Raw genomic sequence first — 20,940 nt, 5'->3', positions numbered from 1 at the left:
TCCGCTGGCCTCGATGGCCGGCAGCGTCCCCGCGCAGCGGGTGCTCAGCGAGCGCCCGTTGCGGATCGCTCTGGTGGCCGGTGAGGCCTCCGGTGATCTGCTGGGCGCGGGCCTGGTGCGCGAGCTGAAGGCACGCTTTCCGAATGCCGAATTCGCCGGCATCGGTGGCGATGCCATGCGCAGCGCCGGCTGCCTGACCTGGCACGATGCCAGCGAGCTGGCGGTGATGGGCCTGACCGAAGTGCTGCGCCACCTGCCACGCCTGCTGAAACTGCGTTCCGCGTTCCGCCAGCGTGCACTGGAATGGCAACCGGACGTGTTCATCGGCATCGACGCGCCCGACTTCAACCTGGGCATCGAACGCTGGCTGAAGCAGCGCGGCGTGCGCACCGTGCACTACGTCAGCCCCTCGGTCTGGGCCTGGCGCGAGAAGCGCGCCGAGAAGATCGGCAGCAGCGCCGACCTGGTGCTGTGCCTGTTCCCGATGGAACCCCCGATCTATGCCAGGCACGGCATCGACGCGCGCTTCGTTGGCCATCCGATGGCCGATGACATCCCCCTGCAGGGCAACCGCGAGGAAGCGCGCGCCGCGCTTGGCCTGCCGACCTCGGCCAAGGTGCTGGCGGTGCTGCCAGGCAGCCGCCTGGGCGAAATCTCGCGCCTCGGTGAACCGTTCTTCGAGGCCGCCTGGCAGGTCTCCGAGCGCATCCCCGGCCTGCACGTGGTAGTGCCTGCCGCCAACCCGGCCTGCAAGCGCCTGATCGAAGAACAGCTGTCACGCTCGGCGCTGCCGGTAGCCTTCTCGCATGTACTCGACGGTGAGGCGCGAAACGCGATGATCGCCGCCGATGTGGTGGTGCTGGCCTCGGGCACCGCGACGCTGGAGGCGATGCTGGTCAAGCGGCCGATGGTGGTCGGTTACCGCGTCAACGAGCTGACCTACCGCCTGGTCAAGGCGCTGGGCCTGATCAAGGTCGACCGCTTTGCCCTGCCCAACATCCTGGCGGGCCAGGACCTGGCACCGGAACTGATGCAGCACGACTGCACGCCGGACAAGCTGGCGGCGGCCATCCAGCAATGGTTCGACCACCCGCAGCGGGTGACCGACCTGCAGGACACCTATGCCCGCCTGCATCAACGACTGCGCCGCAATGCCTCGGCCCGCGCGGCCGACGCTGTGGGCGAGCTGTTGATGCGCGACCAGGCCCAGGCATGAGCCGCCGCCACGCCGCAGCGGCCAGCCTGGCCCTGTTCGACGGTGCTGCCGTGGTCGAGCCGGAGCGTCTGGTCGCCGGCGTCGACGAAGCCGGCCGCGGTCCGCTGGCCGGACCGGTCGCGGTGGCGGCGGTGGTGTTCGACCCGGCACGGCCACGCATCAACGGGCTGGACGATTCCAAGCAACTCACCGCAGCCCGCCGCGAGCAACTGCATGACCGCATCATCGAACGTGCCCTGGCCTGGCACGTGGTGCTGGTGGACGTGGACACCATCGACCGCCTGAACATCTACCAGGCCACCCTGCAGGGCATGCGTGACGTCGTTGCAGCGGTCGCCCACGTGGCCGGCTTCGCCCGCATCGACGGCAACGTGGTGCCCAAGGGCCTGGTACTGCCGGCGCAGGCGCTGGTCGGCGGTGATGGCATCGACCGCGCGATCATGGCCGCCTCGATCCTGGCCAAGGTCTCGCGCGACCGCTACATGCAGGACGTGCATGCCCGCCACCCGCAGTACGGCTTCGAGCAGCACAAGGGCTACGGCACCCCGGACCATCTGGCCGCCCTGCGCGAGCACGGCCCCTGCATGGAGCACCGGCGCAGCTTCGCCCCGGTGCGCGAGTGCCTGGAAAACCCGGCAGCTGTGACCGCAGACACCGCAATCGCCTGAATCGCCTGAACGGTCGCTGCACCCGGCTGCGAAAGCAGGGTCAGGCGGGGCCCGCGGTTCGCCTGCGAACCGTGGGGAGCGATAGCGCGGATGCGATATCGCATGCCGTCAAGAGCTTGTCGCGCCCTCCAGCCCTCGCTACCCTGACCGGGCACTCCAGCGCTTCCCGACCCCGGCGACGATTCCCCCGTCAGCACCCGGGGCCCGCGCGCTCCAACCTGGTCCGGCATGTCCAACTCCCGCTTCGTACATCTCCACGTCCACACCGAGTTCTCGCTGGCGGACTCCACCATCCGTGTGCCGGCCAAGCCGGACCAGGCGGACCCGAAGAAGGCCAAGCAGGCCAACCTGCTGTCACGCTCGGTCGAACTCGGCCTGCCCGCGCTGGCGGTGACCGACCTCAACAACCTGTTCGCCCTGGTCAAGTTCTACAAGGCGGCCGAAGGCGTGGGCATCAAGCCTATCGCCGGCGCCGACGTGCTGATCGCCGAGGAAGGGCAGGATCCGTGGCGGATGACCCTGCTGTGCCGCGACCGCGAGGGCTACCTGAGCCTGTCGCGGCTGCTGACCCGCGCGTGGATGGAAGGCCATCGCCCCGAAGGCGGCGTGGCCATCCATCCGGACTGGCTGAAGGCCGGCAACGCCAACCTGTTCGCGCTGGCCGGCCGGCAGAGCCTGGCCGGGCGCCTGGCGCTGGACGGCAAGCATGAACTGGCCGAGCAGCAGCTGGCCGATTGGCAGCGCGTGTTCGGCGATGGCCTGCACCTGGAGCTGACCCGCACCGGCCGCGAGGGCGAGGAGACCTTCAACCAGTTCGCGCTGATGGCCGCCGGCCAGCGTGGCCTGCCGGTGGTGGCCAGCAATGATGTGCGCTTCCTGGCGCCCACCGATTTCAGCGCGCACGAAGCGCGCGTGTGCATTTCCACCGGCCGCGTGCTGGACGACCCCAAGCGCCCGCGCGAGTACAGCGACCAGCAGTACCTGAAATCGGCCGAAGAGATGTGTGCGCTGTTCGCCGACATTCCCGATGCCATCGACAACACGCTGGCGCTGGCCGAGCGCTGCAACATCGAGATGCGGCTGGGCACCTACTTCCTGCCCAATTACCCGGTGCCCGACGACGAGACCCTGGACACCTGGATCCAGAAGATGTCGCGCGACGGCCTGGAAGAGCGCCTGGAGAAGAATCCGCTGGCGCCGGGCAAGACCCGCGAAGATTATTTCGAGCGCCTGGAGTTCGAGCTCAACACCATCATCAAGATGGGTTTCCCCGGCTACTTCCTGATCGTGGCCGACTTCATCCAGTGGGGCAAGAACCAGGGCATCCCGATCGGCCCGGGCCGTGGTTCGGGTGCCGGTTCGCTGGTGGCGTGGGCGCTGAAGATCACCGATCTGGACCCACTGCCGTACAACCTGCTGTTCGAGCGCTTCCTGAACCCGGAACGCGTGTCGATGCCCGACTTCGACATCGACTTCTGCATGGACCGCCGCGACGAGGTGATCGACTACGTCGCGCGCAAGTACGGGCGCGAGCGCGTCAGCCAGATCATCACCTACGGCACCATGGCCGCCAAGGCGGTGGTGCGCGACTCCGGCCGCGTGCTCGGCTTCCCGTACGGCCTGGTCGACGGTGTTTCCAAGCTGATCCCGAACATCCTCGGCATCCACCTGAAGGATGCACTGGGCAAGGGCAAGGAAGGCCCCAGCTCGGAAATGGCGTCGCCGGAACTGATCCAGCGCTACGAGACCGAGGACGATGTCCGCGACCTGATCGACCTGGCGCTGCAGCTGGAAGACCTGACCCGCAACGCCGGCAAGCACGCTGGTGGCGTGGTGATCGGGCCCGAACCGCTGAGCGAGTTCTGCCCGCTGTACGCCGAACACGACGAGAACGGTCTCGGCAAGAACCCCGTCACCCAGTTCGACAAGAACGACGTGGAAGAAGTGGGCCTGGTGAAGTTCGACTTCCTCGGCCTGCGCACGCTGACCATCATCGACTGGGCGGTGAAGGCGATCAACAAGCGCCATGAGCGCGCCGGCATCCCGCCGGTGGACATCGCCGCGATTCCGCTGGACGACACGCCCACCTACAAGGACATCTTCGCCAACGGCAATACGGGCGCAGTGTTCCAGTTCGAATCCTCGGGCATGCGCCGCCTGCTGAAGGACGCGCGTCCCGACCGTTTCGAAGACCTGATCGCGCTGGTGTCGCTGTACCGCCCCGGCCCGATGGACCTGATTCCCTCCTTCAATGCGCGTAAGCATGGCCAGGAAGAAATCATCTATCCCGATCCGCGCACCGAAGCGATCCTGAAAGACACCTACGGCATCATGGTGTACCAGGAGCAGGTGATGCAGATGGCGCAGATCGTCGGCGGCTACTCGCTGGGCGGCGCCGACCTGCTGCGCCGTGCGATGGGCAAGAAGGTGCCGGCCGAAATGGCCAAGCATCGCGAGATCTTCCGCGAAGGTGCGGCCAAGGACGGCGTGGACGAAGCCAAGGCCGACGCGATCTTCGACCTGATGGAGAAGTTCGCCGGCTACGGCTTCAACAAGTCGCACGCCGCCGCCTACGCGCTGGTCAGTTACCAGACCGCATGGCTGAAACGCCATTACCCGGCCGAGTTCATGGCGGCCACGCTGTCGTCCGATCTGGACAACACCGACAAGGTGGTCGGCTTCCTCGACGAGGTGCGCAACCTCGGCCTGACCGTGCTGCCGCCCAAGGTGAACCAGTCGGCCTTCATGTTCGAAGCGGTGACCCCGGACACCATCCAGTACGGCCTCGGTGCGATCAAGGGCGTCGGCCAGGGTGCCTGCGAGGCGGTGGTCGAGGAGCGACTGAAGGGCGGCCCGTTCAAGGACCTGCTCGACTTCTGCACCCGCGTCGGCTCGGCCAAGCTCAACCGGCGCACGCTGGAAGCGATGATCAACTGTGGTGCGTTGGACGAGCTTGGCCGCAACCGTGCCTCGCTGATGCTGCAGCTGCCGGAGGTGATCAAGGCTACCGACCAGATGGCCCGCGAGCGCGCTTCGGGACAGAACTCGCTGTTCGGTGGCCCGGACCCGAGCGCGACCACGATCCAGCTGGATCTGCCCGAAGCCGAAGAATGGCCGCTGCTGCAGCGCCTCAACGGCGAGCGCGACACGCTGGGCTTCTATCTCAGTGGCCACCCGTTCGATCCATGGCGCGACGATGTACGCGATCTGGTCGGCAACGACCTGGGTTCGGTGGAGAAGATCTGGAGCGCCAACAGCGGTGGTGGCGGCGGCGGCGAAAAGCGCTGGCGCCCGGAAGTACAGACCGTGCTGGCCGGCCAGGTGGTCGGTGTGCGTCGCAAGGGCGAGAGCCAGATCTTCATCCAGCTGGAAGATGGCCGCGGCCGCGTCGAGTGCAGCGCGTTCTCCGACGCGATGGCCGAGTTCGGGCACCTGATGACCAAGGACCGCATCCTGGTGGTCAAGGGCGGCTTGCGCGAGGACGAGTTCAACGGCGGCTACGCACTGCGCATCCGCCAGTGCTGGGACTTCGACGAAGTCTGCGCCAACTACGCCACGCGACTGTCGCTGCGCCTGGACCTGCGCCAGCAGCGCCCGGTCTGGGAGCGCGTCAATGCGCTGCTGGATCGCCATCGCCCGGGGCGCACGCCGCTGCGCCTGGACCTGCTGCTGAAGGGCCCGCACGGCGGCGTCGCCGGCATGCTCGATGTGTCCGGGCAGAGCGCGGTGCGCATCGATTCCAAGTTGATGGAGGCGCTGCGCGCCGACCCCGCCGTACGCACGCTGAAAGTGCGCTACAGCCCACCGTGGGCCAGCTGAGGTCGGCTCCTCCGTATTCCTGTTTTTCCCGTTCCAGTCATCAAGGACGATTGCCAATGAAGACCCTGCTGTTCCCGTTCGCCGCCGCGCTGGCCCTGGCCGCCTGTTCGCCCTCGAAGGTCGAGTTCCAGATCGACAACCCGACCGACGCGCCGCTGGCACTGAGCATCGACGGCAAGGACCTGCCGGTAGCCGCACAGGGCTCGCGCCCGATCTCGCTCGCTGTCGGTGAGCACCGCCTGCACACCGACAAGCTCGGCGACGTGCGCTTCATCGTCTACGTCGATGGCCGTGGCGGCCTGATCAACCCGACCCTGAGCGAGTACGTGATCGCCCGCGAGGTCTATGTCACCGACGAGAGCAAGCTGAAGAACTTCGGCACCGGCAAGGCCGGCATCGAACTTGGCGGGGTCGACTTCGAAGGCCCGTTCGAAAAGAGCCACGACCTGTTCATCGACAAAACCTGGACCTACGGCGTGCGCGAGCCCTTCCCGAAGGAAAAGGTGGTGGCCCACGTCGACGCCAGCGGTGGCCAGATCGTGGCCAAGGTGTTCACCGCGCCAGACTTCATCGCTTACGTGGAAGAAGGCATGGGCGAGCCCGGCGCCTTCAAGCGCGAGCAGCCGGCCGGCTACGTGGCCCCGGCGTTCAGCCTGGAACCGGCCCCGGCCAGCCTGCCGGCGCTGGTGCCCGCCTTCGAGGCCCACGCCGCGCCGCTGCGCGAGGTCTATGCGCGCTGGCTGAAGGCGACCACCGCCGATGAACAGAAGGCGCTGCGCAAGCAGGACTTCGCCGCGCAGATGGCCTTCACCTCGGCCACCGCCACGCTGGGCAGCGGGCTGGGCCGTGACGCCAACGAGGCCTACAACGACTTCGTTTCCCTGCGCAGCCAGCTGATGGGCCGCAGCGCCCTGGTGGTGCCCTGAGCTGACTGGCGCGCCCCGCCCGGCTGCGCTACCGTCGCCTTCCAGACGAAGGCGTACGGGTGGTTTGCGCGCATTCGGCTAGAATTCCCCTCTTCTTTACACGACGGCTTCCGATGAATCCGAACTACCTCGACTTCGAGCAACCCATCGCCGACCTGGAAGCCAAGATCCAGGAACTGCGCAACGCCAGTGCCGGGCCGGCGGTCAATGTCGAGGCGGAAGTGCACGCGCTGCAGGACAAGCTGCGCATGCGCACCGCGCAGATCTTCCGCAACCTGACCTCGTGGCAGGTGCTGCAGCTGGCCCGTCATCCGTCGCGCCCGTACACCGCCGACTACCTCCGCGTCATGTTCGATGAGTTCCAGGAGCTGGCCGGCGACCGTGCCTTCGCCGACGACAAGGCGATCATGGGTGGTCTGGCCCGCATCAACGGCCGTGCAGTGATGGTGATCGGCCACCAGAAGGGCCGCGACACCAAGGAGAAGATCAAGCGCAACTTCGGCATGCCCAAGCCGGAGGGCTACCGCAAGGCCCTGCGCCTGATGAAGATGGCCGAGCGCTTCGGCCTGCCGGTGCTGACCCTGATCGACACCGCTGGCGCCTGGCCGGGCATCGACGCCGAATCGCGCGGCCAGTCCGAAGCGATCGCGCGCAACCTGATCGAGATGGCCGAACTGAAGGTGCCGATCATCTGCACCGTGATCGGCGAAGGCGGCTCCGGCGGCGCGCTGGCGCTGGGCGTGGGCGACCGCACCGTGATGCTGGAATACGCGGTGTACTCGACCATCACCCCGGAAGGCTGCGCCTCGATCCTGTGGAAGGACGCCGGCAAGGCCAAGGACGCGGCCGAACAGCTGGGCCTGACCGCCCCGCGCCTGAAGAGCCTGGGCCTGGTCGACAAGGTCGTGCGCGAGCCCACCGGCGGCGCCCACCGCAACCCGACGCAGATGGCCAAGCGCCTGAAGGCCGTGCTGCTGAACGAACTGGACGCGCTGGAAAAGCTGTCCACCGAGCAGCTGCTGGAACAGCGCTACGCGCGCCTGCGCAGCTACGGCACGTACGAAGCGGCCTGAGGTAGTGCCGGCCGCTGGCCGGCAGCATCCGGGTAATTGCACAAACGAAAGAGCCGGGCAGATGCCCGGCTCTTTCGTTTGTACCCTCACGGCATCCACGCATGGCGTGGATCTACCGGGCGTGTCCACGCGTGGCGTGGATCTACCGGTTGGGTCAGAACGGCTTGGCCAGCACCAGCCACACGATCGGAATGAACGCCAGCAGCGGAATCTCGTTGATCCAGCGCAGCGCGCGCGAGGACGGCAGCGCGCGGCCCTTGGTCACGCCCTTCAGCAGGCGACCGGTCCAGCCGAAATAGACCAGCAGCAGCACCACCAGGCCCAGCTTGGCGTGCAGCCAGCCGGCGCCACCGGGCGCGACCATGGTCGGGAAATCGGGGATCACCTTGTAGCCCAGCCACAGCACCAGGCCCAGCAGGAAGGCCAGGCCGAACATCGAATGACCGAAGCGGTACAGGCGCAGCCCCATCAGCTGCAGGCGCTCGGTCACGGCCGGCTGGCCAGCGGTCTCGGCCAGGTTCACCAGGATGCGCGGCAGGTAGAACACCGTGGCCATCCACGCCACCACGAACACGATGTGGAAGGTCTTGACCCAGTAGTAGCTCTGCATGCGCTCGCTCCGGCGGCTGGCGTAGATTGGCGGCCATTCTCGCATGCCGTGGCGAAGCCGCCGCAGGCACGTACGCCGCGGACACATCGATGCATGGCGCGTCGCAACACCGTACGATAGGCGCCGTTTTCCCCGATCGCGCACCGCCCCATGGACAAGACCTACGACGCCGCCTATTTCCAACGCTGGTACCGCCGTGCCGACATCGGCGGCAGCGCCCGCCTGGCGCGAAAGGTCGCCCTGGCCGTGGCCAGTGCCGAGTACTACCTGGAACGACCGATCCGCAGCGTGCTGGACATCGGCTGCGGCGAAGGCGCCTGGCGCGCACCGCTGCTGAAGCTGCGTCCGAAGGTCGAATACCTGGGCTTCGACAGCAGCGAGTACGCTGTTCGCCGCTACGGCAGGACCCGCAACCTGCACCTGGCCAGCTTCGGCGATTTCGCCTGGCTGCGGCCCTGCGCTCCGGTCGACCTGCTGGTCTGCTCGGACGTGATGCACTACGTGCCCGACCGCGAGCTGCGCGCCGGCCTGGCCGGACTGTCTGAACTGACCGGAGGGGTAGCCTTCCTGGAAACCTTCGCTGCCGAGGACGCGTTCGAGGGCGACCACGACGGCTTCCAGGACCGCCCGGCGCGCTGGTACCGCCGCACGCTGGGCCGGCATGGCCTGCAGCCGGTAGGGTCGCACTGCTGGCTGGGCCCCGCGCTGGCAGGCGATGCAGCCGCGCTGGAACGGATGTGAATCCGGATTCATTATTTTCAGCCAACTTAACCTGCGGGACACCCGGATGGGATATGCTGCGCGGCAACATATGACCATACATATTCGGTCGTCATGCTCTATCAACTGCACGAACTGACCCGCAACCTGCTCGCCCCCTGGGTGCACCAGGCCCAGGCCAACGCCAGATTCTTCGCCAACCCGGGCCACTGGTGGTCGCAGATGCCGGGTGCCGATCGCCTGGCCGCGGTCAACGAGTTGTTCCATCGCATCGGCAAGGATTACGAGAAGCCCGAATGGGGCATCAACGAAATCGATGTCGATGGCGAGCGCGTGCCGATCGTCGTGCACGAAGAAGTGAGCAAGCCGTTCTGCAAGCTGCTGCGCTTCAAGCGCCACAGCAATGAAGCCGACCAGCTGCACACGATGCTCAACCAGCCGTTCGTGCTGGTCGTTGCGCCGCTGTCAGGCCACCATGCCACGCTGCTGCGCGATACCGTGCGCACGCTGCTGCGCGATCACCGCGTGTACGTCACCGACTGGGTGGACGCGCGCATGGTGCCGGCCAGCGAAGGCGAATTCGGCCTGGACGACTACATCGCCTACATCCAGGAATTCATCCGCCACCTCGGCGTGGAGCGCCTGCACGTGGTGAGCGTGTGCCAGCCGACCGTACCGGTGCTGGCCGCGGTTTCGCTGATGGCCAGCCGTGGCGAACCGACGCCGCGTACGCTGGTGATGATGGGTGGCCCGATCGATGCGCGATGCAGCCCGACCGCAGTGAACAACCTGGCCACGCAGAACCCGCTGTCGTGGTTCGAGAACAACGTCATCCACACCGTGCCGGCCAGCTATCCCGGCGCCGGTCGCCGCGTGTACCCGGGCTTCCTGCAGCACGCCGGCTTCCTGTCGATGAACCCGAGCCGCCACTTCAGTTCGCACTGGGATTTCTACACCGACCTGGTCAAGGGCGACCTGGAAGACGCCGACGCGCACCGTCGTTTCTACGACGAGTACAACGCGGTGCTCGACATGCCGGCCAGGTACTACCTGGATACGATCCGCGTGGTGTTCCAGGACTTCCTGCTGCCGCGTGGTGAGTGGGTGGTCAACGGCGAGAAGGTCGATCCGTCGGCGATCCGCGATACCGCGCTGCTGAGCATCGAGGGCGAGCTGGACGATATCGCCGGCCTCGGCCAGACCGAAGCAGCACAGGCGCTGTGCACCGGCATCACTGCGGACCGCCGTGAGCATTTCATCGTCGAAGGTGCCGGCCACTACGGCATCTTCAGCGGCCGTCGCTGGCGCGAAGTGGTGTACCCGAAGGTGCGCGACTTCTTCGCCGCGCATGCCGAAGCACCGGCGGCGAAGGCCACGAAGAAGAAGAGCAACGTGACCCCGTTGCGGCGAAAGGCGGGCTGATTCCCGGCAGGGGTCGGATCCCTTTCCAGCGGAAAGGGCTCTGACCCCAGCATGATAGGATCCGGGGTCAGAGCCCTGTTCTGCGAACAGGGATCCGACCCCTGGCCTGTTACAGCCGCACCAGCAGGTTCTTGGCAATCAGCCCATGCAGCTTGCCGATGCCGCGTGCCAGATGCATCGTCAGCAGCAGCAGCAGCGCGCCCGCCGCAGCAACCGTGATCGCCACCAGCGGCGATGCAGCCATCGGCAGTACGTTCACGCCATCGACGTACACGCCCGGAATCTCGCCACTGAAGATCGCCGCGACCGGCGCCCAGATCAGGCTCAGCGACAGCGACAGCAGCGTCACCGCGAGGGTGAAGTAGATGACGCCCAGCGGCAGCATCAACACGAAGTACAGCAGGGTCAGCCAGGTGCGGCCATCGGTGAACATGTCGCCGATGCGCTGCAGCCAGGTGCGGCTGCGATCGGTGTAACGCGGACGGCGCGGCATGCGCTCGCCCAGCAGCGCTTCCACCAGCCGCCCTTCCAGCAGCGCCAGCCCGCGCACCGAGCCGAAGAACAGCACGGTCAGCGGAATGCCCACGATCAGGATCAGCAGGCCCAGCGACAGCGACAGGCCGGTCACCACCCAGGTGAAGAAGAAGACGCCGGTAGCCAGCGACAGCAGCATGTAGAACAGCGCACCGTAGGTGTGCGGATCGGTCACCACGCCGAAGAAACGCGCCAGCAGCGAGCGCTGCACCGGCACCGGCAGCGGTGCGGCCGGCTCGACGCCACTGGCTTCCGCCGCCGCGCGCAGCACCGGCGTGGTATCTGCACGTGGCGTACGCAGCGCGCGGTTCACCGTCACTTCGGTCTCGCGGTAGATCTCGGCCACTTCGTCCGGCGCGCCATAGCTGCCGGCAACGTCGGCGATCACCTCGGCCTCGCCGCGGCCGGGCTGCGCCGCCAGCTCCGAACGCAGGTACTCCTCGGCGTCGTACAGCGCGTCCTGCACCATCGCCGGGTCGGCACCTTCCAGCGCCACACGCAGCTGCGCCAGGTACTGCGGGATGGTCGTGGGCAGGGCTCGGCCTGCCAGGCTCGGGTCGTTCATTGCGGTACCCCCTCCAACACAGAATCGACGGAATCGCGGGTGGCCTGCCAGGCGTGGCGCCACTGCGCCAGCACCTCGCGGCCACGTTCATTGATGCGGTAGTAGCGCCGCGGCGGCCCGCTGCTGGACGGCTCCACGTGGCTTTCCAGCAGACCGGCAGCCTCCAGGTTGCGCAGCACCGGGTACAGCGCGCTCTGCTTGCCGCTCAGCACGCCCTCGCCCACCCGCTCCAGCTCCTTGGCAATGAGGTAGCCGTACAGCGGCTCCCCGGCCCGGGCCAGCACCGCCAGCAGGGCCAGCGACACCGTTCCGGCGCTCAGCTCCTTCTGGAACTTCTTCAGGTGGACATCGTCCTCGGACATGACCGGGCCTCCACTACGTTGAAGTCGACAGTAGTGCGAAGTTCGGTATAGCGAATGTGTCGTTAGTCATCGTGCCGGTTGGCGTGGCCGGGCCGCTCGCGCAGAATCGAAGCCTCGTTCATGTTCCGGGGATCCCATGCCGCACCTTCGTCGCCTTGCCCTGACCGCCATCGCCCTGTCCTGCCTGCTGCCCGCCATGGCCAGTTCGGCCACGCCCTACCGCAGCCCGCAGCAGATCCTCGACGCATCGGCGGCCAGCGAATGGCGCACCCCGGACCCGGCCAACCTGCTGTACATGGACCTGCCGGCGGGGCGGGTGATCATCGAGCTGGCGCCGCAGTTCGCCCCGCGCCATGTCGCCAACATCCAGACCTTCGCCCATGAGCACTTCTGGGACGGCACCAGCATCTACCGCTCGCAGGATAACTTCGTGGTGCAGTTCGGCGATGCCGACGCCGATGACGCGGCCAAGGCCAGGCCGTTCGGCAGCGCCGCGCGCAAGCTGCCGGCCGAGTTCGAACGCGCCAGCGCCGGCCTGAAGGTCAGCGTGCTGCCGGACCGCGATGGCTGGGCTGCGCAGACTGGTTTCGTCGATGGCTTCCCGGTCGGCCAGGACCCGCAGGCCGGCAAGACCTGGCTGGCGCACTGCTACGGCATGCTCGGTGCCGGCCGCAGCAACGAGGAAGACAGCAGCATCGGCGCCGAACTGTACGTGGTGACCGGCCAGTCACCGCGCCAGTTGGACCGCAACATCACGCTGGTCGGTCGCGTGCTGAAGGGCATGGAACTGCTCAGCGCAACGCCGCGCGGACCGGCACCGATGGGCTTCTACACCGACCCGAAGCTGCGTACGCCGATCGTGTCGATCCGCCGCGCCAGCGACGTGCCAGCGGCCGAGCGCACGCCGATCCAGGTGCTGCGTACCGATTCGAAGACCTTCGCCGATACGGTGGAGGCACGGCGTAATCGCGTGGATGATTTCTACAAGCGCCCGGCGGGGCATATCGATCTCTGCAATATTCCGGTGCCGGTGCGCTGATGGTTTCCTGCGCGTGACGCGTGCTGAAGGTGCTTCACTGTTCATGAGCGTCACTTTTCTTTTCGCGCGAAAAGAAAAGTAACCAAAAGAAACGCGCCGCCAGGTCGCGAGCCGCCGTGCTTCGCACGTCGGTCCCCTGCGCTTCTCGGTGAATCAGGGGACGGTGCCGAACTCGCTGTGCTCAGACATCGGCACCTCTTCGCCCCTGATTCCCCTGCGATGCTCGGCTCACTCAAGGCGGACCCAAGGTCAAGAGCCACAGCTGCACGACGATGCATGGTAGTGCCGGGCCGGGCCCGGCGAGCGAAGCGACCGCTTCTGCCTTTGATCTTGGATCCGCCTTGAGCGAGCCGAGCACCGCAGGTCCGGCGAGGGCGAAGAGGCGCGGGTGTCTGAGCGCAGCGAGTTCCCGCGCCGTCCCTCGACGGGCCGAGGAGCGCAGGGCACCGGTGCGCAGCACCGGCTCGCGGCCGGCGGAACGTTTCTTTTGGTTACTTTTCTTTGCGTACAAAGAAAAGTAACGCCCATGAACAGTGAAGCACCTTCAGCACGCGCAACGCGCAAAACGCCAATTCCTCAGCCCTTCTGACTCACCGCCACGCTACCCAGAATCAGCACACCGGCAATCAGCATCTGCACGGTCACCGCCTCACCCAGGAACAACCACGCAAACGCCGCGCCGAACAGCGGAATCAGGTAGGTCACCGTCGACGCCCGTGACGGGCCGATACGGCCGATCAGGCGGTAGAACATCAGGAACGCCAGCCCGGTGCAGGCCACGCCCAGTGCGACGGCCGCGCCCCAGGCCTTCAGCGGAATCGCCGCCTGCGGCCAGTGGCTCACCGCCATCGGCAGCATCCACAGCGAGGCACACGACAGCGTTGCCGCCGCCGCGGCCGCCGACGGCAGGCCGGTCATGTGCCGCTTCACCAGGTTCACGCCCAGGCCGTACAGCAGCGAAGCCGCCGCACCGGCCAGCACCGCGGTGCCGATACTCAGGCCGGAAACCTTGGCGGTGGCCAGCACCACTACGCCAGCGAAGCCAACCAGCAAGGCACCGGCGCGGCGCAAGCCGATCTTCTCGCCGAAGAACAGGAAGGCGATCAGCGCGGCGAACAGCACGGTCATCGCATTGCAGATCGCGCCGATCGCCGCCGGCGCCTGTTCCGCTGCATAGGCGAACAGCACGAACGGCAACGCCGAGTTGATCAGGCCGATCGGTGCCAGCCACAGCCAGCGCCGCGGCGGGAACTGCGCGCGGGCGCGCCACAGGAACGGCAGCAGCACCAGCGCACCCAGCACCAGCCGCACTTCGACCAGCGCGAACGGGCCGAACGACGGCACCGCCACCCGCATGAACAGGAACGAGCAGCCCCAGATGGCGCCCAGCAGGGTCAATTCCAGCGGCGTGCGCCAATCGCGCTCGGCTGCCTGTGGGACCGCATTCATGCCTTGCCTCCGTACATCGTCAATTCCTCGCCAAGGCGGATAGGATCAGGCGCAGACGCCCGCCGCACAAGCGCGTAGTATCGCTGCTAGCCACAAATATGGCTTGAGGCTCGACATGCTGCTACGCCCTTCCCTGCTACCCGCACTGGCCGTGTTCGCGGTCGCCGCGCGCCACCAGAACTTCGCCCAGGCCGCGCAGGAGCTGCACCTGACCGCCAGCGCGGTCAGCCACCACGTCCGCCGCCTGGAAGAAGTGCTGGAAGTACGGCTGTTCCTACGCCACGCCCGCGGCGTGCGCCTGACTGCCGAGGGCCGGCAACTGGCCGACGCCGCCAGCGCCGCCTTCACCGATGTCGCGGCCGTCGCCCATCACCTGCAGCCGGATGCCGACAGCGTGCCGCTGCGGATCACCACGCTGCGCTCGCTGTCCTACTGCTGGCTGCTGCCACGGCTGCCGCGCTTCACCCAGGCCTACCCGCACATCCGCATCGAACTGCATACCGGCAGCGGGCTGGATCGCTATGACGACAACGGCCCGGAAGTGGGCATCCGCTACGGCCTGGGCCAATGGCCCGGCCTGCGTGCGCAGCACCTGATGGATGACTACCTGTTCCCGGTCGCCTCACCGGCACTGGCCGGCGTCGAAACGCTGGTCGATCCGGCGCGCATCGCCGACCTGCCGCTGCTCACCGACCTGTCGCCGCAGGGCTGGCGCGACTGGTTCCGCCACGCCGGCGTGCGCACGCCGTCGCCGCTGCCACCCATGCACACCTTCGCCGACAGCACCGATGCGATGCGTGCTGCGGTGTATGGCATGGGCGCGGTGCTGGCGCGCACCCACATCGCCCAGCCCTATCTGCAGCGCTACGAGGTGGTGCGCCTGCCCGGCCCGGCGCTGAAGGCGCGCTATGCGTATCACGTAGTGCATGCCGAAGGACAACCGCCCAGCCCGGCCGCGCGCCTGTTCATCGACTGGCTGCTGGAGCAGGCGCAGGACGAACGCACACCGATTCCCGCATTGCCGGACAGCCTGCTCGGGCGTCCGGCCACACGCGCCTGACTGCACCCTCACCCGTTCTTTGCCCGGCGCTGGCTAGGCTGCAGGCAACTCCACAACGTACCTACGCCATGGCCATGCTGCGACTGCGCATCACCGGAACTGAAGACGACGCCCGTGCCATCAGCGACCTGCTGCTCGGCCTGGAGGGCATCGAGCATGTCGAGGAAACCGACGATCTGATGCCGCACATGGACGACGACGATTCCAGCTCGGCCGGGCTGTCCGACGACATCGGCCCGGGCATCCATGAGCTGGAAGTGGAAGTCGGCAATGAAAGCACCGCGCAGAAGGTGCGCGACGCAGTGCAGGAACTGGCGCTGGAGCTGGATGTGTTCGTCGAGTACGAGACCGACGAGGGCTGATGCCGGCGGGCTGCCGGCATCAGCCTCCACCTCAGAGGTTGGGCGGCAGCTTGCGACGGCGGCGGCGCCACCATGCCCGCACACCCCAGGCCGCGATCAAGGCCAGCACCGCCACCGGCAGCAGCGCGGCAACGGCTCGGATCAGGAACGCAACGCTGGTGCTGAGGATGCTGCCCGACTCGCTCAGCGCCTCGCCGATCTCGCTGCGGCTGCGCTGGCCGGACGTGGTATCGAAATGGATCGTCACCAGCTGGGTATCGATGCGCCGGCGCTGCTGCGCGGCATCCTTGCTGGCCTGTTCGACGCCCGCCTCGATCTCGGACAGCCGCGTGGTGATCGCCATCAGGTCCTCGATCTTCAGGTCCTTGCGGTCCTGGTAGGCCAGCAGCCGCGCATGTTCCTTCTCCAGCCGCGCCTTGGTCAGCGCGGTGTCGGCCACGGCCTGCGCGAGGTCCTCGGCACGCGTGTTGCGCGACTGCAGCGTGCCGCCCTCACCGGCCAACGCGATCAACGGCTCGGTGCCCTTCGGTGCAATCCGCACCTTGACCTCGCCGCTGGGCTGCTCGCCACTGCGCTGGTCTACCTGCAGCACCGCGCAGTCACCGAACTTCGCGCTCTGGCAGGCCTGTGCCACCTGCTGGATGCGCGGTGCGATCTGCGCCGCTTCCAGTTGCACCTGCACGTCGTGTTCGTAGGCGAGGAATGCGCCTTCCGGTGAAGCGATGGCAGCCTCGGCCGCCGTGGCGCCCGCATCCGCCGCCATGTTGCCCTGCTTGGCGCAGGCGCCCAGCGCCAGCAGCAGCACCGGCATTGCCGCCATGCACGTCCACGCGCGCACCGGCCTCACAGTGCGGCTCCGTCGTAGGAGGTCACCGCCAGCGTGGCCAGATCCACTGCAGGCACGCAGCGCACGTTCACCGCCACCATCGGCATACCGCTGCGCGGATCCACCGCCTCGCTGTAGGGGGCAATGCCGCATTCGCGGCAATGGTGATGGTCGATGTGGGCCTTGTTGAAGTGGTAGGTGGCCACGTCCGCCGGATCGGTGCTCAGCTGGAACGCTTCGCGCGGGGCGAACCACAGCAGGCTGCCACGGCGGCGGCACATCGAGCAGTTGCAGTCGATGACGTCGCTGATCGGCGCCCCGGCCTGTACGGTGAATGCGATCCTGCCGCAATGGCAGCTTCCCTGGTATTCCATGTTCTGCGCTCCTTTGGAGGGTCCTTGTCTGCGCCCATGGTAATCCTATGGCACGGGGACAAAGCAGCCACGCGGCCCTATGCTCAGGGTTTGACCCCGTACAGGAACGCCGATGCGCCCGCATCTTCTTGCCCTCGCCCTGGTCGCCGCGCTGGCCGGTTGCCAGCCGGCCGACGCCCCGACCAACGCTTCCACCCCGGCCACCAGCCAGCAGGCCGGTGACGCGGCGGTCGACGCTGCCTTCGCCGACCTGTCCAAGCGCGCCCTGGACACCTGGATGCAGCTGTCGCCGGTCAGCGCTACCCAGATCGGTGACCACCGCTACGACAGCGAGCTGGACGACCTCAGTGCCGCCGGCCAGCAGAAGACCCTGGCAGCCTACAAGGCGCTGCTGGGCGAGCTGGACAAGATCGAGGTGGCCAAGCTGGGCCGCGAGAACCAGGTGGACGCAGCGATCCTGCGCAACCAGCTGCAGTCGGAAATATGGAACGCCGAAGTGCTGCAGTCCGGCAAGTGGGACCCGCAGCTGTACAACGGCATTGCCGGCAGCGCGATCTACGGCCTGATGGCGCGCGAGTTCGCGCCGCTGCCGGAGCGCCTGAAGTCGGCCACCGCGCGCATGGAAAAGCTGCCGGCGATCTTCGCCCAGGCCCGCGAGAACCTGGATCCGGCACGGGTGCCGAAGATCCACGCCGAAACGGTGGCCAAGCAGAACAAGGGCATCCTCAGCATCGTCGATACCTTCATCACCCCGCACATCGGTGAACTGCCGCAGGCCGACCAGCAGCGCCTGCAGGCCGCCATCGACGGCCTGAAGAAGGCGGTGGACGAGCAGCAGACCTGGCTGGACAAGACCCTGGTGCCGAATGCCAAGGGCGACTTCCGCATCGGTGCGGAAAAGTACGACCAGAAGCTGAAGTTCGCGCTGAGCTCCTCGCTGTCGCGCCAGGAGATCGGTGAGCGTGCACGCGCCGAACTCAAGCGCGTGCGCGAAGACATGTACGGCATCGCGCAGACCGTGCTGAAGGACAAGCCGGGTGCGCCGGAGATGCCGGCCCAGCCGACCGACGAGCAGCAGCAGAAGGCCATTGAAGCTGCGCTGGAGCTGGCCTACGCCGACAAGCCGGCACGCGACAAGGTCGTCGACGATGCCAAGGCCGCACTGGAGCAGTCCACCGCGTTCGTGCGCGAGCACGATCTGATGACGCTGCCCGACGCGCCGGTGGACATCATCCTGATGCCGGAATTCCAGCGTGGCGTGGCCGTGGCCTACTGTGATTCACCGGGTCCGCTGGACAAGAACCTGAAGACCTTCTACGCCGTGTCGCCGATTCCGGACGACTGGAACGACAAGCAGGTCGACTCGTTCCTGCGTGAGTACAACTCGCGCATGATCCACCTGCTGAGCATCCACGAAGGCACCCCGGGCCACTACCTGGAAGGCTGGCATTCGGCCAAGTTCCCCTCCACCCTGCGTGCGGTGCTGCGTTCGGGCCTGTTCGCCGAAGGCTGGGCGGTCTACACCGAGCGCATGATGCAGGAGCAGGGTTACCTCAACAACGACCCGCTGTTCCACCTGGTGCAGCTGAAGTTCTACCTGCGCACGATCTCCAACGCGATCCTCGACCAGGGCGTGCACGTGGACAACTGGGATCGCGAGAAGGCAATGCACCTGATGACCCACGACGCGTTCCAGCAGGAAAGCGAAGCGGCGGGCAAGTGGGTGCGTGCACAGCTGACCTCGGCACAGCTACCGACCTACTTCGTCGGTGCGCAGGAACACTTCGACACCCGCAAGGCGGTGCAGGAGAAGCTGGGCGACAAGTTCAACCTGAAGGCGTACCACGACCAGATGCTGTCCTACGGCGCACCCCCGGTGCGTTTCGCACGCCAGCTGATGCTGGACCAGCCGATCGAGTGATCGGGGTGGTACAAGTTGGAAACGGAACGGCCCGGGCAAACCCGGGCCGTTTCTGCAGGCCGCCCCGAAATGACGGAACGGAGAACTCAGACGACCACTGCTGAGTAGACTCGAGCGGCGAGATCATGCGCGACGCCCATATTGACCAGTGCAAAATCAGACTCGTCTTCCCCACCGGTCTTTTTGACAATCTCCTGCAACTGGTACCTGCGCTCATACGAGGCCAGCACATCGCCAACGTCGCCCTTCGAACGGGCAGCACAAACGATCACCTTGCATCCTGCCTGTGCAAGTTGGTCGATCAGACCATCCACGGTTCCGGAAACATCACCACGGTTGAAAATTCCGATCTTGCATCCGTTGATCTGAACCATTGCACTGAAGTCGAGCTTGTGGCCAATAGCCTCAAACGAAATGAATCGCGTGGCAGAGTGCGCAGCCAGCAGTCGGTACAACATGAGAAGCGTCGAGCTCTTTCCCGAGTTGCTGGCGCCACGAAGCGCGATCAGCTGTTTTTTCATTTTCCAAGTCCATTTTCAGGGTTGAAATAATGCTGCCGGAACCTGGCAGCGAGCACACACATCATGCCACCGAGTTGCACCGGATTCAGCGGCATTGAATGGCGGCAATCCAAGTGTCGGCACCCGCCTTGGTTCACGGGACTCTGCGGTCTTCAGACACCATCGACAGCCCTTTTGCCATCTCCGCTGAAAGCCCTCACTTTAGCTCCAAGTAGTTGCCTAAACTGCGCTTCAGTGCACCCAGTCTTCGTACACCCTTGCGGCACCAGCGTCGCCCGTACCGGCGGCTGCATTTCACTCAGTGGCACCGCGTCACGCAACTGCTCCTTGGTGGGATAGACATATACCAACCGGTAGTGCGCCCTCCCGCTGTGCCCACGCCAGCGTTCGAACTGCAGCAGGCCACCGATCGGTGTCTTCTCGTACTGCCCCGGCAGGCTGTAGTCGCTGATTCCCAACGCCGCCAGCACCGAGCCGATGTTGGAATCGTGACCGACCAGCAGGGTCACCTTCGGCGACGCCGGGTCGTCGAACAACGCATTCACTCTTGTCAGCAGCGGAGCGGCCACATCCCGCGCCACCTCGGGCGTTCCGAACAGGATGTCCTGGTAGCGGTTGCGGATCTGCGCCAACGCCTGCCACTGCGCCTCGGTGGTCAACCGGCCCCAGCCTTCGCGGGGGATGCCACTGCCCTGGTAGTGCTCCATCAACAAGGCATCGACCAGCCCGCTGGCCAGCGCCAGTGATCCGGATGCGCGAGGCTCCTTGCCCGGTTCCGTACTGAAGGTGGTATCGGCCAGCGCCAGATGGCAGTCGCTGTGCCCCTTGCATGCCGCCGACTGCGGATAGCGGGTGATCTCTTCCACCACGGACAGAGCCGGTGCCAGGTCCGCTGCGGCCAGCGCTCGCTGCATTGACTCCAGCGCGCGCGTGCGGAATGCCGCGTCGTCGCGGCGGATCACCGGATCGAACAACGGATCCATCGAGCCCAACGGCATGCGCTGTTCGACCGAAACATGGCAGCCCGGGAAAGCACCGGCAACGAAGAACTGCGCGGTGGCCTGGGTGCGCTGCAGGCTGTTGGCGTACGCGTGGAAGTCATCCTCCTGCGGGCAACCCGACACCGGCAACAGCTGTGCCTGGCGCAGCCACTCGGCGATGTAGCGGCCCATGTAGACCTCCAGCACGCCTCCCTTGGTAGTCAGCTCGCCCGGTGCCACCTCCCAGCGCGGCCAGGTCTCGGGCGTCGCGTTGGCGAGCGCGCCGGAGGCTACCACCGGCGCGCGCAGGTTGTGACGGCTGAGCAGGACGACCTGCTCGAGCTGGTCGCCGTCCATGGGTGCCGGCGCAGCCGTGGCAACCGTGGCAACCAGGCTGAGTGCCAGCAACAGGGAGCGCAGGGGGCGGATCATGCAGGTCTCCGGAAACACGCTGGGGGCGGATCCCTTTCCTGCGGAAAGGGATCCGCCCCCG

At 66.6% G+C, this 20,940-nt stretch carries 19 protein-coding genes; 11 read left to right on the top strand and 8 right to left on the bottom strand.

Going from position 1 to position 20,940, the window contains the following annotated elements; translation table 11 throughout:
- Positions 1-13: 13 nt before the first annotated feature.
- From lpxB to AC5P9N_RS08155, 5 genes are all read left to right on the top strand, one after another.
- Positions 14-1,216 carry a lipid-A-disaccharide synthase gene (gene lpxB / locus AC5P9N_RS08175; RefSeq protein WP_043034888.1) on the top strand — a complete coding sequence of 401 codons (1,203 nt, stop codon included), beginning with the start codon at positions 14-16 and terminating at the stop codon, positions 1,214-1,216.
- Positions 1,213-1,884 carry a ribonuclease HII gene (gene rnhB / locus AC5P9N_RS08170; protein ID WP_164212671.1) on the top strand — a complete coding sequence of 224 codons (672 nt, stop codon included), beginning with the start codon at positions 1,213-1,215 and terminating at the stop codon, positions 1,882-1,884. The genes lpxB and rnhB overlap by 4 nt, the downstream gene beginning before the upstream one ends.
- Positions 1,885-2,112: 228 nt before the next feature.
- Positions 2,113-5,703 (top strand): DNA polymerase III subunit alpha, encoded by a 3,591-nt coding sequence (gene dnaE, locus AC5P9N_RS08165; protein ID WP_005412734.1) that lies wholly within the window; start codon positions 2,113-2,115, stop codon positions 5,701-5,703.
- 56 nt (positions 5,704-5,759) lie between these two features.
- On the top strand, positions 5,760-6,629 hold the full coding sequence (locus tag AC5P9N_RS08160; protein ID WP_099485257.1) for a hypothetical protein: 870 nt from the start codon (positions 5,760-5,762) through the stop codon (positions 6,627-6,629).
- A 113-nt stretch (positions 6,630-6,742) separates the two neighbouring features.
- Complete coding sequence (locus AC5P9N_RS08155; RefSeq protein WP_099485258.1) at positions 6,743-7,702, top strand: acetyl-CoA carboxylase carboxyltransferase subunit alpha; 960 nt, start codon at positions 6,743-6,745, stop codon at positions 7,700-7,702.
- A 154-nt stretch (positions 7,703-7,856) separates the two neighbouring features.
- On the opposite strand, the gene AC5P9N_RS08150 is transcribed toward AC5P9N_RS08155, so the two are convergent.
- Entirely contained in the window at positions 7,857-8,312 is a 456-nt protein-coding gene (locus tag AC5P9N_RS08150) for a CopD family protein (protein ID WP_043034848.1), read from the bottom strand.
- Positions 8,313-8,462: 150 nt separating this feature from the next.
- On the opposite strand from AC5P9N_RS08150, the gene AC5P9N_RS08145 reads away from it, so the two are divergent.
- Both AC5P9N_RS08145 and AC5P9N_RS08140 read left to right on the top strand, forming a co-directional pair.
- Positions 8,463-9,053, top strand: coding sequence for a class I SAM-dependent DNA methyltransferase (locus AC5P9N_RS08145; protein WP_099485259.1), 591 nt, complete (start codon positions 8,463-8,465; stop codon positions 9,051-9,053).
- Between the two features lie 93 nt (positions 9,054-9,146).
- Positions 9,147-10,454, top strand: a complete 1,308-nt coding sequence (locus AC5P9N_RS08140; protein ID WP_099485260.1) for a polyhydroxyalkanoate depolymerase — start codon at positions 9,147-9,149, stop codon at positions 10,452-10,454.
- A gap of 109 nt (positions 10,455-10,563) precedes the next feature.
- On the opposite strand, the gene AC5P9N_RS08135 is transcribed toward AC5P9N_RS08140, so the two are convergent.
- The gene (locus AC5P9N_RS08135; RefSeq protein WP_099485261.1) at positions 10,564-11,553 is read right to left on the bottom strand and encodes a sensor domain-containing protein; all 990 of its coding nucleotides are present in this window, start codon (positions 11,551-11,553) and stop codon (positions 10,564-10,566) included.
- Positions 11,550-11,915 (bottom strand): PadR family transcriptional regulator, encoded by a 366-nt coding sequence (locus tag AC5P9N_RS08130; RefSeq protein ID WP_099485262.1) that lies wholly within the window; start codon positions 11,913-11,915, stop codon positions 11,550-11,552. The genes AC5P9N_RS08135 and AC5P9N_RS08130 overlap by 4 nt, the downstream gene beginning before the upstream one ends.
- A 136-nt stretch (positions 11,916-12,051) precedes the next feature.
- On the opposite strand from AC5P9N_RS08130, the gene AC5P9N_RS08125 reads away from it, so the two are divergent.
- Positions 12,052-12,954 carry a peptidylprolyl isomerase gene (locus AC5P9N_RS08125; RefSeq protein ID WP_099485263.1) on the top strand — a complete coding sequence of 301 codons (903 nt, stop codon included), beginning with the start codon at positions 12,052-12,054 and terminating at the stop codon, positions 12,952-12,954.
- A gap of 576 nt (positions 12,955-13,530) precedes the next feature.
- Here the strand turns inward: AC5P9N_RS08125 and AC5P9N_RS08120 are convergent.
- Entirely contained in the window at positions 13,531-14,403 is an 873-nt protein-coding gene (locus tag AC5P9N_RS08120; RefSeq protein WP_043034843.1) for a DMT family transporter, read from the bottom strand.
- A 115-nt stretch (positions 14,404-14,518) separates the two neighbouring features.
- On the opposite strand from AC5P9N_RS08120, the gene AC5P9N_RS08115 reads away from it, so the two are divergent.
- Entirely contained in the window at positions 14,519-15,463 is a 945-nt protein-coding gene (locus AC5P9N_RS08115; RefSeq protein WP_005408722.1) for a LysR substrate-binding domain-containing protein, read from the top strand.
- 68 nt (positions 15,464-15,531) lie between these two features.
- Complete coding sequence (locus tag AC5P9N_RS08110; protein ID WP_005408721.1) at positions 15,532-15,825, top strand: hypothetical protein; 294 nt, start codon at positions 15,532-15,534, stop codon at positions 15,823-15,825.
- A 31-nt stretch (positions 15,826-15,856) separates the two neighbouring features.
- Here AC5P9N_RS08110 and AC5P9N_RS08105 read toward each other — a convergent pair whose 3' ends face one another.
- Positions 15,857-16,645, bottom strand: a complete 789-nt coding sequence (locus AC5P9N_RS08105) for a DUF4349 domain-containing protein (RefSeq protein WP_099523462.1) — start codon at positions 16,643-16,645, stop codon at positions 15,857-15,859.
- A 23-nt stretch (positions 16,646-16,668) separates the two neighbouring features.
- On the bottom strand, positions 16,669-17,025 hold the full coding sequence (locus AC5P9N_RS08100; RefSeq protein ID WP_012479600.1) for a GFA family protein: 357 nt from the start codon (positions 17,023-17,025) through the stop codon (positions 16,669-16,671).
- Positions 17,026-17,137: 112 nt separating this feature from the next.
- Here AC5P9N_RS08100 and AC5P9N_RS08095 point away from each other — a divergent pair, with 112 nt between their 5' ends.
- A complete protein-coding gene (locus AC5P9N_RS08095) occupies positions 17,138-18,946 on the top strand; it encodes a DUF885 domain-containing protein (RefSeq protein ID WP_049397495.1) in 1,809 nt (602 codons plus the stop codon).
- Positions 18,947-19,032: 86 nt separating this feature from the next.
- Here the strand turns inward: AC5P9N_RS08095 and AC5P9N_RS08090 are convergent, their stop codons facing one another.
- Complete coding sequence (locus tag AC5P9N_RS08090; protein ID WP_099481220.1) at positions 19,033-19,467, bottom strand: hypothetical protein; 435 nt, start codon at positions 19,465-19,467, stop codon at positions 19,033-19,035.
- A 152-nt stretch (positions 19,468-19,619) separates the two neighbouring features.
- Positions 19,620-20,879, bottom strand: a complete 1,260-nt coding sequence (gene agp, locus AC5P9N_RS08085) for a bifunctional glucose-1-phosphatase/inositol phosphatase (RefSeq protein WP_099485265.1) — start codon at positions 20,877-20,879, stop codon at positions 19,620-19,622.
- Between the last annotated feature and the right edge of the window lie 61 nt (positions 20,880-20,940).

The organism is Stenotrophomonas sp. YJH_SMC_6 (assembly GCF_059371335.1).
Note: the sequence above shows the minus strand (reverse complement) of the source record. Positions and strands in the feature narration are given on the sequence as shown.